The 17,974-nt window shown below is 39.3% G+C and carries 15 protein-coding genes; 2 read left to right on the forward strand and 13 right to left on the reverse strand.

Annotated features, from left to right (window positions below):
• Window positions 1-228: 228 nt before the first annotated feature.
• Together JFU50_RS03225 and JFU50_RS03230 are read right to left on the reverse strand one after the other, a co-directional pair.
• Window positions 229-1,059 carry a hypothetical protein gene (locus JFU50_RS03225; protein ID WP_201181840.1) on the reverse strand — a complete coding sequence of 277 codons (831 nt, stop codon included), beginning with the start codon at window positions 1,057-1,059 and terminating at the stop codon, window positions 229-231.
• A 102-nt stretch (window positions 1,060-1,161) separates the two neighbouring features.
• Window positions 1,162-1,890: an alpha/beta hydrolase gene (locus JFU50_RS03230; protein ID WP_201181842.1), complete on the reverse strand. Its 729-nt coding sequence runs from the start codon at window positions 1,888-1,890 to the stop codon at window positions 1,162-1,164.
• A gap of 299 nt (window positions 1,891-2,189) precedes the next feature.
• Here JFU50_RS03230 and JFU50_RS03235 point away from each other — a divergent pair, with 299 nt between their 5' ends.
• Window positions 2,190-2,381, forward strand: coding sequence for a YjzD family protein (locus JFU50_RS03235; protein WP_053344988.1), 192 nt, complete (start codon window positions 2,190-2,192; stop codon window positions 2,379-2,381).
• Window positions 2,382-2,462: 81 nt separating this feature from the next.
• Here JFU50_RS03235 and clpB read toward each other — a convergent pair whose 3' ends face one another.
• The 5 genes from clpB to JFU50_RS03260 form a co-directional block, all read right to left on the reverse strand.
• Window positions 2,463-5,051: an ATP-dependent chaperone ClpB gene (gene clpB / locus JFU50_RS03240; protein ID WP_201221668.1), complete on the reverse strand. Its 2,589-nt coding sequence runs from the start codon at window positions 5,049-5,051 to the stop codon at window positions 2,463-2,465.
• Between the two features lie 243 nt (window positions 5,052-5,294).
• Window positions 5,295-6,494, reverse strand: a complete 1,200-nt coding sequence (locus JFU50_RS03245; RefSeq protein WP_201181846.1) for an FAD-dependent monooxygenase — start codon at window positions 6,492-6,494, stop codon at window positions 5,295-5,297.
• A 132-nt stretch (window positions 6,495-6,626) separates the two neighbouring features.
• Window positions 6,627-7,739 (reverse strand): cupin domain-containing protein, encoded by a 1,113-nt coding sequence (locus JFU50_RS03250; protein WP_201181849.1) that lies wholly within the window; start codon window positions 7,737-7,739, stop codon window positions 6,627-6,629.
• Window positions 7,740-7,770: 31 nt separating this feature from the next.
• Window positions 7,771-8,262 (reverse strand): DinB family protein, encoded by a 492-nt coding sequence (locus JFU50_RS03255; protein WP_201181851.1) that lies wholly within the window; start codon window positions 8,260-8,262, stop codon window positions 7,771-7,773.
• Window positions 8,263-8,264: 2 nt separating this feature from the next.
• Window positions 8,265-9,212 (reverse strand): fumarylacetoacetate hydrolase family protein, encoded by a 948-nt coding sequence (locus JFU50_RS03260; RefSeq protein ID WP_053344983.1) that lies wholly within the window; start codon window positions 9,210-9,212, stop codon window positions 8,265-8,267.
• Window positions 9,213-9,670: 458 nt separating this feature from the next.
• Between JFU50_RS03260 and JFU50_RS03265 the strand changes: the two genes are divergently transcribed.
• Window positions 9,671-10,411, forward strand: a complete 741-nt coding sequence (locus tag JFU50_RS03265) for an IclR family transcriptional regulator (protein WP_201181853.1) — start codon at window positions 9,671-9,673, stop codon at window positions 10,409-10,411.
• 69 nt (window positions 10,412-10,480) lie between these two features.
• On the opposite strand, the gene JFU50_RS03270 is transcribed toward JFU50_RS03265, so the two are convergent.
• The 6 genes from JFU50_RS03270 to argB form a co-directional block, all read right to left on the reverse strand.
• Window positions 10,481-10,660 carry a YjzC family protein gene (locus tag JFU50_RS03270; protein WP_053344981.1) on the reverse strand — a complete coding sequence of 60 codons (180 nt, stop codon included), beginning with the start codon at window positions 10,658-10,660 and terminating at the stop codon, window positions 10,481-10,483.
• A gap of 152 nt (window positions 10,661-10,812) precedes the next feature.
• Window positions 10,813-11,772 carry an ornithine carbamoyltransferase gene (argF, locus tag JFU50_RS03275; protein WP_201181855.1) on the reverse strand — a complete coding sequence of 320 codons (960 nt, stop codon included), beginning with the start codon at window positions 11,770-11,772 and terminating at the stop codon, window positions 10,813-10,815.
• A complete protein-coding gene (locus tag JFU50_RS03280) occupies window positions 11,769-14,888 on the reverse strand; it encodes a carbamoyl phosphate synthase large subunit (RefSeq protein ID WP_201225002.1) in 3,120 nt (1,039 codons plus the stop codon). Before JFU50_RS03280 ends, argF begins: the two co-directional genes overlap by 4 nt.
• Complete coding sequence (locus tag JFU50_RS03285; RefSeq protein WP_201221669.1) at window positions 14,881-15,963, reverse strand: carbamoyl phosphate synthase small subunit; 1,083 nt, start codon at window positions 15,961-15,963, stop codon at window positions 14,881-14,883. The genes JFU50_RS03280 and JFU50_RS03285 overlap by 8 nt, the downstream gene beginning before the upstream one ends.
• A gap of 81 nt (window positions 15,964-16,044) precedes the next feature.
• Complete coding sequence (locus JFU50_RS03290) at window positions 16,045-17,196, reverse strand: acetylornithine transaminase (protein ID WP_201221670.1); 1,152 nt, start codon at window positions 17,194-17,196, stop codon at window positions 16,045-16,047.
• Window positions 17,196-17,966, reverse strand: coding sequence for an acetylglutamate kinase (gene argB / locus JFU50_RS03295; protein ID WP_201221671.1), 771 nt, complete (start codon window positions 17,964-17,966; stop codon window positions 17,196-17,198). The genes JFU50_RS03290 and argB overlap by 1 nt, the downstream gene beginning before the upstream one ends.
• Window positions 17,967-17,974: the final 8 nt, after the last annotated feature.

Genomic DNA, 17,974 nt, shown 5'->3' on the forward strand with positions numbered 1-17,974 from the left:
AAAATGAATTTCCTGATAGTTTTATTCCATTCATTAAAGTATGAGGCATATAAGATACAGGCCAAATTAACAGGTTTTGGATTTTTCCTAGAATTAATGTCTATTGATACTGTACCTGCCTTGTCATATACATTTACCTAAAATAGGATTTGATATTCATGTTTTTAGTTTCTTGAATTACTCGCACCCTTTTTAACAGTGCTTCTAGAGTTTAACCAAAGGCTCTCTTTAATCACGCATTCTCCACTTTTTAAGTAAGTTTAATCGTTTATTATGTTTCCTTTGTAAGGAAACACCTTCTTCTGGACCCGTTTTACTTTGCACCTCAAAGACGGTCCCTTTTATTATCTTAGTTGCTGGTTGAATAAATAAGTAATCAATACTTTCTCCAAAAATAAACTTGGCACATTTATTCCAGTGATCATCTATACTGCTGCACAGCTGGATGTTTCTATCTGATAAGGTAGCAACTCTTTCTAAAGCGTTCACAAAATCAGTAATAAAGAGCGCATCCTCGGTATATTCACGAGCAAGCGTAGCTTTGATAGCTGATTGTTCAAGTTGGTTGATTCCGGCTTCAAAGCACATGCTTTCTGGTTGCCAGGGGCCATAAATCGTCGGTAAAAATATGATTTTAACAGAAGCAATTCCTTCAATTGAGGTTATTATTGACTGAAAATCCTCCACATCGTCTTCAACAGGCATGAGAATCACAATATTTGGCGTTTTATCTAAGCCATTTTTTTTGCATTTCTCAAGAAAGAAAACGATATCGTCTATAAGACAATTGATTCTACCTATTTTACCTTTTCTAATATCGTAACAAGATATAAAAACAGTGTCCTGCTGGGAAATATCTAATAATCTAAGTTTATTTATCGGAAAATATATATAATTAGCACTTCGACCAATTTCAAGTTCCTTTTCTTCTATAATACACTGACTTGCTTGGGAATCTGTCCAATCAATTCCGATTACCTCTTCGCCCTGATTCAATAAATATTGGGTCACATAGAAACCTACAAATTGATAAGAGCCAATGACAATGAATGTTTGCATAAATACAGCCTCCTCGTATGCCATCAAGCTCGCTTCATCCGGCACGTCAAGTTTTTTTAGATGCTGTATCGTATGCAAACTATTGTGAAAATATATCCACTCTTATAAAGACTCTTCATTCTCATTAAAAAACTTCTGAATTTGATAAGGTATTTTATAGCGTTTTTCAGGTAATAAATAAGTTAGCTGCAAGTCAGCCTTTCTAGCCAGTTGGATTTGCCGATAAAAGGAGGCTTGTTCTTTACGCAAGCTTCCAAAAACCTGAATTACTTTTACAGGGATATTCTCCGCAATTAACGGATCTTCAGAATCCAGAATATGCTGTTCACATTCGGCTGGGTTCATCTCATAAGCAGCCGAAACCTCAGTCAACCACTTTTTATAAAAAAACTTATTTTCCTTTTCTTTTTCCAGTTGTGCTTTCAATGAAAAAACCGGATCAATAAGAACGACAGAACGTATTTTACTTCCTAGTTCATTCATTAGCCTTAATGCGAGAAGTGCGCCTGTCCCCTCTGCCAACACATGAAACCTTTGATTGACTATTTCCTTTTTCATGAAGAGAATATATAGTTTAAGGGAAAGATCAAGAGCTTTTGGACTACCCCAGCTGGCTCCGTGGAAATTGGATGAAAATAGTGTGTATCCGCATTCTTTTAAATACTCCAATATTCGTAACCTGCCAGGATGCTGGAGCCAAAAGCTGCTGTCTTTTTCGACAAAATGACTACGGTCTCCGATTACCATTACGGAAAAACCACTGGGCTGCTCCGGATAATAGACGATACTCCATTGGTCATCAATTTGAAAAGTTCGCTGTTCCAGTTCCATCTTTTAAACTCCTTTAAGGAATATTCCTACAAATACTACTACTACTTAATTTATGTTGAAATATTGAAAAGGTCAGGGGAGACGCCTATTTTCTTTTCATAAATTAATCAAGGTGGAATAATTTCGTGAAGATCTCGAAATATTATCGTTTTTCTTTTCAATCCCAACCCATCTGTCAGAAAAGATTACCTTTGTTATACTGTATTTAATTATTTAATGGTTATTATGAAAAAGCCGTTTTAACTGTATATTAATTATGGTAAGATAAAAATGAATGTAGTGGAATGAGGTGAAATTCGATGCGTTATGCTTGGACAATTTTTTGGACATTCTTATTAGTGCATATGACTGTATATGTTGTTTCTTCCATGATCGGAGTTTCATACGATGCTGCACAGGGAACAATTTTAGGAATCGCTGCGGCTATTCTAATATGTATTATCCCTGCTGTTATGCCTGCTGGGCCAACAAAAGACTCTCATCAACATTAAGAAGCAAAAGAGGACATCCTTTGGGGATGTCCTTTTTGTTATACCGTTCTTTGCTTTTGATTAAACTACATTTCATAAACTTTAGATTAGTACTAATTCGTTATGAACATAATCAATCGTGATTCCTTCTTCGTTTTCAACTGTCCCCGCTATAATTCGGCGAGCGATTTTTGTTTCCAAATGCTTTTGAATAAATCGCTTGAGCGGTCTTGCCCCATATACCGGATCATACCCTTGTTCGGCAATGAATTCCTTAGCCGCTTCGGTGACGTGGAGATTTATATTTTGTTCAGTTAACCGCACTTGTAATTGCTGAACCATTTTCTCTACAATTCCAACGATTTCATGTTGAGTAAGCGGTTTGAATAACACAATGTCATCTACTCGATTCAAAAATTCAGGGCGGAAATGTCCTCTTAATTCTTTGAACACTTGATCCTTTATTTCTTCTTCAATGGCTCCATCGCTACGGTTGGACTGCAACAAGAAATGGGAGCCAATATTGGATGTCATGATAATAACCGTATTTTTACAGTTAATAGTTCTACCTTGGGAGTCTGTTATACGTCCGTCATCCAACATTTGCAGCAAAATATTGAAGACCTCCGGATGTGCCTTTTCAATTTCGTCCAGTAGCACGACGGAGTATGGGTTTCTTCTAATAGCTTCGGTTAGTTGTCCGCCCTCCTCAAAACCAACATATCCAGGAGGCGCACCGACTAGTCGGGAAACGGAATGTTTCTCCATGTATTCCGACATATCGATTCGAATCATATGTTCATCACTATCGAATAACGTTTCTGCCAACGCTTTGACCAGTTCAGTTTTACCCACTCCGGTCGGTCCCAAGAAAATAAACGAACCAATCGGTCTGTTTGGATCCTTAATTCCTGCCCTAGCCCGTAAAACAGCATCAGATACAAGTTCCACCGCTTCTCCTTGGCCTATTACGCGTTCGTGAAGAATTTCCGAAAGACGAAGCAGCTTCTCTCTTTCACTTTCCACCAGCTTGCTTACCGGAATACCCGTCCACCTCGCAACAATCGATGCGATTTCCTCTTCCGTCACTTCTTGGCGAAGCAATCGTGATTCCTGCTTTTCCTTTTCCAATTCATCTTCCATAGCGTCCAATTCTTTTTGAAGCTGTGGAATCCTTCCGTGCCGTAGTTCAGCAGCCCTGTTGAGGTCATAGTCATTCTCTGCCTGTTCCAGTTCATGACGAAGCTTCTCGAGCTCTTCACGTTGGTCCTGTACTTTTTGAAGCGCAGATTTCTCCATTTGCCACTTTGCTTTCATGCTATTCGCTTGATCCTTAAGTTCTGAAAGTTCTTTTTGGAGTACACCTAGCCTTGCTTTACTTTGAGGATCCTCTTCATTCTTCAAGGCGGCTTCTTCAATTTCGAGCTGCATAACCTTTCTTGTAATTTCATCTAGCTCTGAAGGCATTGAATCAATTTCCATTCTGATCATCGCACAAGCTTCATCCACTAGGTCAATCGCTTTATCTGGTAAAAATCGCTCCGTTATATAACGGTTGGAAAGGACAGAGGCAGCAACAATCGCCCGATCATGTATCCTGACGCCATGGTGAATTTCAAACCGTTCCTTTAATCCGCGCAATATTGAAATAGTATCTTCCACATCTGGCTCGGGAACGAGAACTTGCTGAAAACGGCGTTCTAGAGCGGGATCCTTTTCAATATACTGGCGATATTCATCCAGGGTTGTTGCACCGATACAGTGCAGCTCACCACGCGCAAGCATCGGCTTTAACATATTCCCTGCATCAAGTGCGCCATCCGTTCTGCCTGCTCCTACAATTGTATGCAATTCGTCAATGAATAAAAGAATTTTACCATCACTCTTTTTAATTTCATTCAGTACAGCTTTTAAACGTTCCTCAAATTCACCACGGAATTTGGCCCCGGCAACAAGAGCACTCATATCAAGTGAAAAAACTGTTTTGTCTTTTAGTCCTTCCGGGACATCCTTCCTGACAATCCTTTGCGCCAATCCTTCGACAATCGCTGTTTTACCTACCCCAGGTTCCCCAATCAATACTGGATTATTTTTAGTCTTTCGTGATAGAATCCGGATGACATTGCGAATTTCCGTATCACGCCCGATGACAGGATCAACCTTCCCCGATTTAACTTCAGCAACGAGATCTCTGCCATATTTATTTAGGACTTCATATGTGCTTTCTGGATTTTGACTAGTCACTCGTTGATTCCCCCTTATATCGTGTATAACTTGTTTTGCTTTATCGTAATCTATTCCACAAGTTGAAAACAGCCTGTTTATATTCGGTTTTTTTTCCTTTAACAACGCCAACAGGATGTGTTCGACGGATAAATATTCGTCCTCCCACACTTGCATTTCTTTTTCTGCAACCGTCAATAACTGTTGTAGGGAAGCTGACATATATACCTGAGCAACACTGCCGCTCACTTCCGGCAATTTATTAAGTTCCTTATTTAGCTCTATTTCAAAACGACTGACCGTTTTATCGGAATCAGATAAAATTCTAATTAATAAACTCTCGTCCTGTTCCATTAAGGTTTTTAATAAATGAAGCTCCGTCAGTTCCGGATTTCCCCTATCCTTGGCTAGTTCCTGCCCGCCAATAAACGCCTGTTGGGTTCTCTCTGTCATTTTATTAATATCCATCTTAAAACCTCCCATTCATCAATTCCATGAACGAACTCTTACAACGTTTGACCATTTTTGACCTTTATGGTTTCATTATACTTTTTATTTTTCCCTTGTAAAGAAATGTTATAAAAAATACAAAGGTTATTAAGGGATAAACAGTAAAAGCCTCTCTTCATAAGGAAGAAAGGCAAAAATCTAGTATTGATTTAAAAAATATGCTAACCACAACTTTTGGATGAATGAAGCAAATGCAGGTTATTATGCTTTTACAAACGCTTTGTTGTAACCGTGGAAATCATCAACAAATTTAAAATCCTTATCCGTGCGATTTAATAGAATCGTATCACGAAGCAGTATCCCCGCATCGGTAGTATTGTGGATAATTTCTCCCCACATTCTTGCACTTGTTTGAACGTTCGCTGTACGTGGAATGCGTTCTTCTTGATATTCCAAAAATGCCTGCTCCACATTATTCCCATTCTTATGAAGCATATCAGTCAAATAAGCCGCATCTTCTAAAGCTTGGCAAGCTCCTTGTGCCAAGTATTGAAGCATTGGATGTGCAGCATCTCCCGTAAGTGTGATCCTGCCTTTTGTCCAGTTATTAATTGGCAAACGGTCGTACATCGGCCAGCGACGTTGACGCTGAATGAATGAAATCGCATTTTGAACAAGCTCACAAGTTCCTGCAAAGACACGGTCCATTTCTTCCGGGGTACCCCATTGATCTGTTTTTTCATTTTCTTCGGTGTATTGAGAACTTTTGAAAACAACTACCTGATTGTAAAGCTCTCCTCTTCTAACCGGATATTGAACAAGATGAAGATTCGGTCCAATCCACATATATACATCATCTAAATCTCCGTGACTCGTTACCTCTTCCATTGGAAGCGCACCTCTGTAGGCAACATATTGAGAGCATACCGGTTGATCTTCCACGAATAATTTACGGGCATTAGACCATAAACCATCCGCACCAATAACAGCCGTTCCTAAATGTTGATCTCCATTTGCAGAAGTAACAGTAACTTGACCTTCATTTTCTACCGTTTCAATAATGGTTTGGTTCGTTACAAGTTCGATATATGGGCTACTTTCACATGCTTCAGCTAACACTCGATGCAAATCAGAGCGATGTAACACAACATAAGGTGCTCCATATCTTTCTTTATATACGTCACCTAAATCTAAAGCGGAAAGCTCTTTGCCCGAAAAAGCATCCATCAAAACTAATCTTTTTGGAAAAACTGCAATTTCGTTGATTTTATCCATAACGCCTAAACGTTGTAAAACATTGGTTGCATTCGCAGCAAGCTGAATTCCAGCTCCAATTTCACCAAATTCAGGAGCTTGCTCCAAGACCTTTACATACTGTTTTGTTTCCGCAATTCCTAGAGCCGTTGCCAACCCGCCTATTCCTCCACCGATGACAATGAATGGTTTTTTTTCTGTGTTCATTATTCAATTCCCCCTAAAATAAGTTGTCATAAGTCCAAAGTTGTAGACCACTAACACAGTAAGCGTTTTCATTCGACCAGCATTATCGTAATATTTATGACAATCAGGCTGGAAGTACCAACCTGATTTTTCTTATACTAAAACAGCCTTAAATTCACTTTCAACTTTTTGGAAACCATTGTTTGTATCAAGTGACTGTTGTTGTTCTAAATCAAATCGCTCCATTATTGGAAGATCGTTTACCGAGAATAAGTAAGAATCTACTTCTGCAACGTGCTCATGCCAAGCCCAGTTTGGAACTACAAAGTAGTCACCCTTAGACCATTCAAACCGTACTCCATTAATAACCGTATAGCCGGAACCCTCGTGTACTTGATAGATTGTTGAATGAGTATGGCGATGTGCTTTAGAATGGAAACCTTTTGGAAGTTTCTGCATCCAAGCTCCCATCGTTGGATTAGCCGTTTGTCCATTAGATGGGTTGATATATTCAACGGCAAAGCCTTCATATGGATCTGGTTCAAAGTTCATTAACCCTTCAATCGCTGCTTTCGTGCCTTTCCACTTGTAGTTTGCAAGCGGAGCTACTTGTGAATAACGATCGGATACCGGACGAACCATTCCACCTTGATAACGAAGTTCCGAAAAATTATCCGGACGTTTCGGCGTTTCAATACGGTCTGGATACGGTTCAAAGAAAGTACCGCCAATAGAATAGATAGTAGGGATATCAAGAGCGTCCATCCAAATCATCGGTTTATCTCCAACATGACCATGTCCATGCCAAAGATTTTTAGGTGTGATTAAGAAATCTCCTTCTTCCATGAAGATTCTTTCTCCTTGAACAATTGTGTAGGCACCTTCACCATTCGTAATAAATCGAAGAGCGCTTTGAGAGTGACGATGAGAAGGAGCTACTTCACCTGGCAACAATAGTTGAACCGCTGCATAAAGCGTTTGGGTTGTTGAAGCCCAGCCCCAAGGCTGGCGATAAGTTAGGCCAGGGTTTTGAAAATAAATGGCTCTGCGCTCACCGCCGCGATCAGGTGTGAAGATTTCAGCTGCTTCCATCAACTTTTTTGTCAGAAGCTCTTCTTTCCACAAATAAGCATGGGCATGTGGTTTAGGTTCATGATCCATTAGAGCGGGAATAGCTTCCCATAGGGGTCCAAGATTGTACTGCTGAATATCCCTTGTAAAATCTTTTACAATTGCACTGTTCATGTAATCTGATTTTTCAGCCACATTACTCCCTACTTTCTTTTTTCATTTTTTATCACTTAATTTTAGAAAGATTTCGCTTAATTTGGTCATAGTGCCCTGAAACATGGTCATCGATGAAATGATCTACGATATAAGAAACAGGTTTGTTACCGAATTTGGCAAAGTTCCGGTGCGGTGATTCTTTAGATAGTGTTTCTTCATCTAATTTCCCGAGGCCGCTCTCAACTTTATATTTCAGTTCATCCACTTGTTTTAAAACTTCATCAACTGATAGTTTTTCCGTATCAGTAACCGCTGCTAGTCGAGCTGGATCTTGCAATCCACGTCCCCATTTTGAGCCCGGAGTGGCTACTACCGTTTCCACTTCACCTAGCCAGTAAGGAATGGCTTCCGCTATATGAGAAAGGATTTGCATGATTGACCACTCTTCCTCTGTCGGGTTGAAACGGATTGTTTTCTCTGAAAGGTTAGCTGTTGTCTCAAGAATGTGATCGATTGATTGTTGAAAAGATTGGATCGATGTACCGATTGACTGATAAGCCATTCTTATTTTCCCTCCCCAGCACGTTTCACACGGTTTTCGAGATAACCGATTTTGTCGATTTCGATTTTGACAACGTCACCATCTTTTAAGAACACTTGTGGATCGCGGGCTACTCCTACTCCACCCGGCGTTCCAGTTAGGACGATGTCACCTGGTTCAAGAGTCATTAAGTTCGATAAAAATTCAACTAAATATTTCACATCGAATACGAAGTTAGATGTATTCGTTTTTTGGCGTTCTTCACCATTTACAGTTAAGCGGACATTTAATCCAGAAGGATCAGATAACTCATCTGATGTAACTAGCCAAGGTCCCATTGGTGCACTGCCTTCGACTGTTTTCCCTTGAAGCCATTCAAGTGTACGGCGTTGAATATCACGATAAGTGACATCATTCGCAATTGTATAACCTGCTACATAATCAAGTGCATCATCTTGAGAAACATTGCGTGCCCGTTGGCCCACTACAAAAGCAAATTCTGCTTCATAATCTAGTTGTTCTGAAATGGGGAAAAACGGAATATCATCTTGAGGTCCAATTACTGTATTAGCGAATTTGGCAAACACGACCGGGAATGGAGGCAGTTCGCGACCCATTTCTGCAATGTGTTCACGGTAGTTATGTCCTACACAAATAATTTTCCCTGGCTTTTGGACAGGTGCCTCAAGCTTTACGTTTTCAACAGCATGTACCAGAGTACGTTTGAATGAATCGCGATTATTCAATGCATAATCCGCAGCTTTTCTTGCGATGGAAAGGCTTTCATTCCCACCCTGTAGAAATGCTTCCATAGTTGAAGGTACATAAGCTTCAGCGATTTGTTCACTGCGAAGTTTCCCTTCACTTTCAAGAAGTGCTTGATAAGCATAGTTTAGGTCTACAATCTCTTTATTTGGATAAATTGCGCCAATACGTGTAAATCCTTCACGGCTAAAAGTTACTAATTTCATTTTTCATTCTCCTTTATTTATCATTATTTTTTAAAAGCTGTCTTTTAGTTGTTTTATCGATGCACCTGTCTTTGTCTGAAATAAGGCATTGTTTATAAAAAGAATGTCCTTTCACAAACTAGAGGACAAATGGTAACTAAACCTCGCATCAATTTTTAATTTTTCACTTATAGATAACTTAGTTCACTATTTATATACATGATAACTTAATTTTCGGAAAATTGTCAAGAAAGTATTGCAAAAATTTTTATGAAAATGATATTATCAACATCATTATGAGGCTTTCAGTAGCAAATTTAACAAATACAAATATGACTAGACTTATCGAAAACTAGAAGTATAGTAAACAGATGTGTTTATGCGGACGTTATGGAGCATACTTTTTATTTATTTTCATTTAAACTTTACATACTCTGATATACTAGACCTAAATTAAAACAGATTAGGGAGATTGTCATATGGAAATCGTAAAATCTGGTTCAACGATTCAATCCTTGCAAATCGGGATGAGCATTATTGATTTACTCGCTTCACAAAGAAACCCTTTAAGATTCTCTGATATTCAAGAATCTACAGAAATAACTAAAAGTAACCTTTATAAGTATTTAAATACTTTGACCCAACTCGAGTTACTATATCGCGATAAGACAACTGGTATGTATTCCCTCGGGAGCAAACTGATTCAATATGGTATGGCAGCCATTGGGAATGAGGACGTCACAAGCCGAATTACTCCTTATTTACAAGAAATCAGCCATCATACCTCCTGCACGGTGTTATTTTCCGTTTGGACATACGATGGACCAATCACAGCAAAAATATGGAATTCCAATCAAAACTTAAATATTGGGGCCCAGCTAGGCACGCGCCTTCCCCCATCTTCTTCTTCCGGCAAAGTATTCACTGTATTCCAGGATTCTTCCATAACGGCAGACTGGATAGAAAAAGATAATAATGTAGGAACTAAGGAATATCAAGCGATACAGAAATACAAAATTGCTTTTGCAAAAGAGCCTTTAGTACCTTCTGTTTCTTCCATGTCCATTCCGATTTTTAACTATAATGCAGAATTATTGGGAGCGATTACTGCTGTTGGCTTCACTGAAAGTATACCGGATCATTATGAAGATCCCTTAAGCCAATATTTAAGAAAGAGTTTTTTAGAAATCTCGAATATTTTCGGTTATTCTGAAGAATAGGATAGGTTATTTCCCATAAAAAAAGCAGGAAAAGGAAGTGAATTGTCCCTTTTCCTGCTTTTTATTTTATTATGGCTTTCGCTGATAGGTCCATATCCTGTTATGATTTGAAGTTTCAGGAAAAGTATCTCCTGCTTCTAGCTTTACCTTTTTCGGATTTAATACCGTGCTACCCGTTTCACCGATTTCTACGTAAGCCCCATTATTAGGTGCCTTCTGACCTGGTTTAAATTGACGATTTTGCCCCATAGATTTCACCCCTTTACATGCTTTCCATTTTATTATTACCGGGTTCACTTCTTTCATGTCTGAAAAATTCAGGGCAAAAAGGAAATTAGTCCATGGGAAATAAATCGTATTGGTATAAAAAAAGCGTCTGCTCATAGAGTAGACGCTTTTTTTTAAGACATTAAATCCACAAGAACCGCCTTTTGAGCATGAAGACGATTTCCAGCTTGGTGGAAAACGACGGAATTCGGTCCATCGATGACTTCAGCGGTTACCTCTTCTTCTCTGTGTGCAGGCAAGCAATGCATAAATATATAATTATCCTTTGCATGCTTTACAAGTTCACTATTGATTTGATAATCCTTAAACGCCTCTAAACGGATACTATTTTCGATTTCCTGCCCCATAGAGGTCCATACATCAGAATAGACGATATCTGCATCCTTAATAGCTTCAACTGCTGAACTCGTCACAACAATTTCACATCCATTTTCCTTTGCCACTTTTTGAGCATAGGCGACAACATTTACATCAGGTTTATAGTTATCCGGGCATCCAATAGAAAAATCCATGCCCATTTTTGCGCAGCCAACCATCAATGATTGTGCCACATTGTTACCATCACCGATGTAGCTCATTTTCAAGCCTTTTAATTGTCCTTTTAACTCTATAATTGTCAAGAAATCCGCCATCACCTGGCAAGGATGGGCAAGATCTGTTAGCCCATTGATGACTGGAATAGAAGCATTTTCAGACAATTCCATAATTTTTTCATGCTCGAAGGTACGAATCATGATGCCATCAATATATTCGGAAAGGACTTTGGCCGTATCGGAAATAGATTCTCCACGTCCGATTTGCAAATCATTACCGCTTAAGAACAAAGCGTGCCCGCCAAGCTGCATCATGCCCACTTCAAAAGACACGCGGGTACGGGTGGAGGATTTTTCAAAAATCATCCCCAGCGTTTTCCCTTTTAAAGGCGTATATTCCTCGCCCGCTTGTAATTTGGCTTTAATGGTCTGCGCTAGCTTTAACAGATCTGCAATGGCCGTGGGTGTAGACTCCTTCATGGTCAAAAAATCTTTCCCGTTTAAAATCTTCGTTTGTGTCGGTGCCGTTAGTGAACTCATACGTGTGACACTCCTTTCGAATATGTTACAAGCCATTCCTGCAGCGCGGTAACGCCTGGATCAGCATTTTCTAACGATTGAAGATAGGCTTTAAAAGTCTCTTCTTCTGTAAATGCTAGAAGTCGATATTTTGCAGCCAATAACCTTAGCTTCTTATCTTCTTCTGTAGTTCCATAAGCTAAAACAACAGCTGCATTTCCTTCATTAAGCCATTTGTCAAAATCGGAATCCATCAATGTCAACCCAGCTTCATTGATTAGTACAAGCAATTCTTCACTTAATTGGACTGATTCGGATTGATACACACCTGAGGTATGTTTAGCCTTTTGAGCATGAAATACTTTTGTTAATGCTTCTGTCATCGTTTTTCCGATAGCGATGCCTTCACCAGTTGATTTCATTTCCGGTCCTACTTTTGAATCAAGCCCGCTTAGTGCAAACGTTGAGAATACTGGATATTTGACGACTGAATACGGAATTTCTTCCATTAACCCTGTTTTTTCGAACACATTCGACAACGAGTATTTCCCAAGCAATATTTTTGTCGCAATCTGTACTAAAGAAACATTAGTGATTTTACTGATGATTGGAATCGTCCGGCTAGCACGCGGGTTTACTTCCAAAACATATACGTCATTGCCTTCAATCACAAATTGGATGTTCATAAGACCTTTATAACCAAGCTCTACTACTAACTTTTGTGCAAAAATAGTCATTTTATTTTTGATATCCTCTGATAAGGATTGAGCTGGTAGTAATGCCATGCTATCTCCCGAATGGACGCCTGCTTTTTCTACATGTTCAGCAATAATTGGAATATAAATCTCTTTGCCATCCGCAATCAAATCGATTTCCGCTTCTTTACCTGGAATATAAGAATCGATTAACACAGGAAATACAAGTGCCGTTCCATTTTCAATTCTATTCAGTAAGCTTTTCTTCGAGCGGATAATTTCCATCCCCTGACCACCAATTACATAGGATGGGCGTAATAGAACTGGGAAGCCAATCGTCTCAGCACACTCAATTAATTGCTCTGCACTATTGGCCATCGAACCCGGCACATGTGGAATCTCCAGCTTTTGCAGAAGCTGATAAAAGCGATCACGATCTTCTAGTTGGTCAAGCGTATCAAATGAGGTACCCAACAAATTAATTCCGTAATCTTCCAGTCCCTTTGCCAGATTTATGGCTGTCTGTCCCCCAAATTGGACAATTACATCCTCAATACCTTCCGCTTCTATAACATTCAGTACATATTCCAAGGTTAATGGCTCGAAATAAAGACGGTCTGCTGTTGCGAAATCCGTACTTACCGTTTCTGGGTTATTATTAATCATGATCGTTTCAACATTTTCATCCTGAAGTGCATAAACACCATGAACGGAACAGTAATCGAATTCAATTCCCTGTCCGATTCGGATTGGGCCACTGCCAATCATCAATACTTTCTTTTTATCTGTTTTTTTCTGTTCGTTCTCTCCAAAATATGTTGAATAATGATAATTCGTATGTGATTCAAATTCAGCTGCACATGTATCAACCGTTTTGTAAACGGCGGTAATGCCTAGTGATTTACGGTGTGCTCTCACTTCGATTTCACTTACTTTCCATACGGAGGCAAGATAACGGTCAGAGAAGCCCTTTTCCTTGTACAGCTGCAGTTCTTCTTTGGTGACCAAATCGATTGTCTTAGCAGTGATTTCATTTTCTTTCTCGATCAGCGAAGCAAAAGATTGAAGGAAGAAATAATCAATGATGGTTGCTTTATGGATTTCTTCAACTGTCACACCTTTACGAAGCATTTCAAAAATGACAAAAATGCGTTCGTCAGATTTTTCAGCGAGCTTTTCCCAAAGTTCTGGAACAGTTTTATCTTTTAATGATAAAAGTTGCAGTCCATTCGTTTTTAATTCTAATGAATCGATAGCTTTTTGGACTCCACCTTCAAAGCTACGGTGTAATGCCATAACTTCGCCTGTCGCCTTCATCTGAGTTCCTAATTTGCGGTGGGCAGTCGTGAATTTATCGAATGGCCACCGTGGGAATTTTACTGCTACATAATCAAGAGCAGGTTCGAAGCTTGAATAAGTACTCTTCGTTACAGGATTGATAAGTTCAGATAAATGATAGCCGATAGCAAGTTTTGCAGCGATGCGTGCAATCGGATAACCGGTTGCTTTGGATGCTAGTGCCGATGAACGGCTAACACGTGGATTTACTTCTATTAAATAGTACTGTTTGCTATTCGGATCAAGTGCAAATTGAATGTTACAGCCGCCAATGATACCTAGAGCAGAGATAATTTTTATAGAGGCCGCACGTAACATTTGAAACTCATCATCAGATAAGGTCTGAGATGGAGCTACAACAATGGAATCACCTGTATGAATACCGACAGGATCGATATTTTCCATATTACAGATGGTAATGCATGTATTGTTTCCATCGCGCATAACCTCATATTCGACTTCTTTATACCCTGCTATGCTTCTTTCAATCAAGCACTGTGTAATCGGGCTTTCTTGAAGTCCGCCTCGTACAAGTTCCTTGAATGTATCCATGGTCTCAGCAATCCCTCCGCCAGTACCTCCAAGTGTATAGGCAGGACGAACGATTATAGGGAAACCAATTTTGTCTGCGAAAGCTTGTGCCTCTTCTAAAGTATGGACAATTGTACTGTCAGGAACAGGTTCATCAATTTCAAACATTAGTTCACGAAACAGTTCACGATCTTCTCCTTTTTTGATGGAGTCTATTGGTGTTCCTAATAGTTTGACATTATATTTTTCAAGCACTCCTGCATCATCCAATTGATAAGCAAGATTCAATCCTGTTTGCCCCCCTAATGTAGCAAGCAGGCCATCCGGCTTTTCTTTAGCAATGATTTTTTCCAGTACATCTACTGTTAAAGGTTCGAAATAGACAGCATCCGCGTTCATATCATCCGTCATAATCGTTGCCGGATTGTTATTAACTAGGATGACTTTATATCCTTCCTCTTTTAAAGCGAGGCAGGCCTGTGTTCCTGCATAATCGAATTCAGCAGCCTGCCCTATTACAATCGGCCCTGAACCAATTACTAAAATAGTCTGTATCGTGTTGTCCTTAGGCATATGCTTTTTCTCTCCCGCTATATTCATTTATCATTTGTAAAAAGTCGTTAAACAATAGTGAGCTTTCTATCGGTCCTGGATTCGCTTCAGGGTGGTATTGAGTCGTAAATATCGGTAAATCTTTATGCATAAGTCCCTCAACGGTACTATCATTCACATTCCGGAAGCGAACTTGAAGTGATGTTCCTTGTAAGCTTGGCTCATCCACTTCATAGCTATGATTTTGAGAACTCATATACACCTTTTTCGTTTTCAAATCGACCACGGGCTGATTCGCACCGCGATGTCCAAACAGCATTTTTTTTGTATTTCCCCCAAAAGCAAGGGCCGTTAATTGATGACCTAGGCAGATGCCCATTGTAGGAAAATTCGTAATGATTTTCTTAATATTTTCCAATAGATATTCAAGCTGTTTTGGATCCCCAGGCCCATTTGAAAGCAAAATACCATCCGGATTCAAGTCCTTGATATGTTCGAATTTAGTATCAAAGGGAACGACTGAAACTCGGCACCCCTGTTCAAGCAATGAATTTAATATGGATTTTTTATAACCAAAATCCATCATTACAACATGTTTAGAACCTTTCCCGAAGCTTTCAATCTCTTTAGTAGAAACTGCGGCTACGTGCGCTTCTAGATCATTCAAACTTGATTCGAATGTGAATGCAGTTTCTGCTGTGATGGCTGCCTGCATGGAGCCTTCTTGTCGTATATTTTTAACTACCGCTCGCGTATCCACATGACTCAAAAGAGGGATGTTCCATTTGTCTAAATATTCACCAATGGAATATTTAGCTTGATAATGAGAATGGCTCATATTTCCTTCATATACAATAACACCGGCAACATGCGGCTTCTTACTTTCGAAATCAATTTCATTAATTCCATAATTTCCGATTAAAGGATATGTGAAAATGACAATTTGGTCCTTATATGAAGGATCTGTCAATACTTCTTGATATCCGGTCATTCCTGTAAAAAAGACAATCTCTCCAGTGATTGCTTTTTTAATTGATTTAGTCAACAGTTCCCCTTCAAAGACGGAACCATTCTCTAAATGTAGATAGTTTTTCATGTTCTTCACCTCTGTAGATGACGTATATTTATATATAGAATAGCATAATTATTCATTTTATTCTATAAAAATTCACTAAATTTAGATTGTTTGTTTTATTGCTAATACTTTTTTTATTTTCTTAATTGCAGTATCGATCTCTGATTTAGTCGCTGTCAGAGGTGGAAGTAAACGAAGAACATTAGGTCCTGCACTTAATACGAGTAGGCCATCTTCTTGAAGCTCTATTAAAAACGACTGAACATCTTGTTTGCATTCGATCCCGACCATCATCCCAAGTCCACGAATTTCTTTGACTTCTTCTGAATCCTTTAATGCCTTTGTCAATTCACATTCAAGGTATTCAGCTTTTTCCACGACTTCTTTTAAGAATCCCGATTGGAAAATTTCTTTTAAAACAGCTTCTGCTGCTGCAACACTTACCGGATTACCGCCAAAAGTGGATCCATGGCTTCCAGCACTAAAGAATTCCGACAACATTTCTTTGCCAATCATCGCCCCGATAGGTAAACCATTTCCTAGCCCCTTGGCCGAAGTAATGATATCTGGTTGGATATTAAAATGCTGAAATGCAAATGGTTTGCCTGTACGGCCAATTCCCGTTTGTATTTCATCGATAATAAGAAGTGATCCGTATTTTTTACATTGAGCTTGAATTGCGTCCAAATACGATTGCTGAACAACATGAATGCCGCCCTCTCCTTGAACTACTTCGATCATTACCGCTGCCGTATCCTCATCTACTGCAGTTTCTAAAGCATCGTTGTCATTGAATGGCACATATTCAAACGAAGCTAGCATCGGCCCGAAACCAATCTTGATTTTTTCCTGTCCCGTTGCTGCCATCGTTGCAAATGTACGGCCGTGGAATGACTGCAGACATGTGACAATTTTACTTTTCCCTGTAGCTTTACGAGCAAGTTTGATAGCTGCCTCATTTGCTTCAGCTCCGCTATTGGCAAAGAAAACTTGACCTAATCCTGAGGCATCTGCTAGCATTTTTGCTGTCCGTTCCTGTAAAGAACTTTGAAACATATTCGATACATGCCAGTATTTATTAAGTTGCTCCGTAACAGCCTTTTTCACCTTTTCATGACTATGGCCAAGGTTTAAAACTCCGATTCCCGATGTAAAATCAAGATACTCCTTACCTGTTGTACTGATAAGTTTCATTCCATTCGCTGTTTCCGGTTCAATGTTCCACCTTGCATATGTAGGAAATAAAGAACTCATTAAAATACCCCTTCTTCCTGTAGAAATTTCGTTCCGATAAATTGCCCGTTTTCATAGAAGTGATCCTTGCCGCTTACAATCATCACTTTCTCCACTCCTTTATTCAACACCGACAATGCTGTGTTAACTTTCGGAATCATACCGCCATAGATACTGCCATCTGTAATTAAAGCCTGTGTCTCCGTTTCAGTCAGTTTTTCGATAATCTGCTGATTCTTTAAGACCCCTTTAACGTCTGTGACAAATAAGCACATTTCAGCCGAGAGTGCCTTCGCTACAGAACCTGCAGCCATATCCGCATTCACATTTAACTTATTTCCATCTTCTGTAGTCGAAATCGGTGTCAATACCGGGCAATAGCCTTTTTCAAATAGAAGTCCAAGTAATTCTGTATCGACTTGATGAATCTCACCAACAGCCCCTAGCTTCTTTTCATCAATATACTCACCAGTCAGGATTCCGCCGTCCGAACCATTTAGACCGACAGCCTTAATACCATGTGCCTCCAATTTATGGACGAGACATCGATTAGATTTGCCTGCCAACATCAGTTCTACAACTTCCAATACTTCAGTGGTCGTTTTTCTTAAACCATTTTCAAAGACCGGTTCAATTTCATATTTTTCAAGCATCGAATTGATATCAGGGCCGCCTCCATGAACAAAGACAATCTGGTAACCGCGGCTTTGTAACTCTTTAACACTTGTAAAAAACGACTCTGATAACTCGTTAATAATACTACCGCCGCACTTTATGACTAAAATGTTCACTCTTTTCA

The organism is Peribacillus sp. TH14 (assembly GCF_016651145.1).
GTDB lineage: Bacteria > Bacillota > Bacilli > Bacillales > DSM-1321 > Peribacillus > Peribacillus butanolivorans.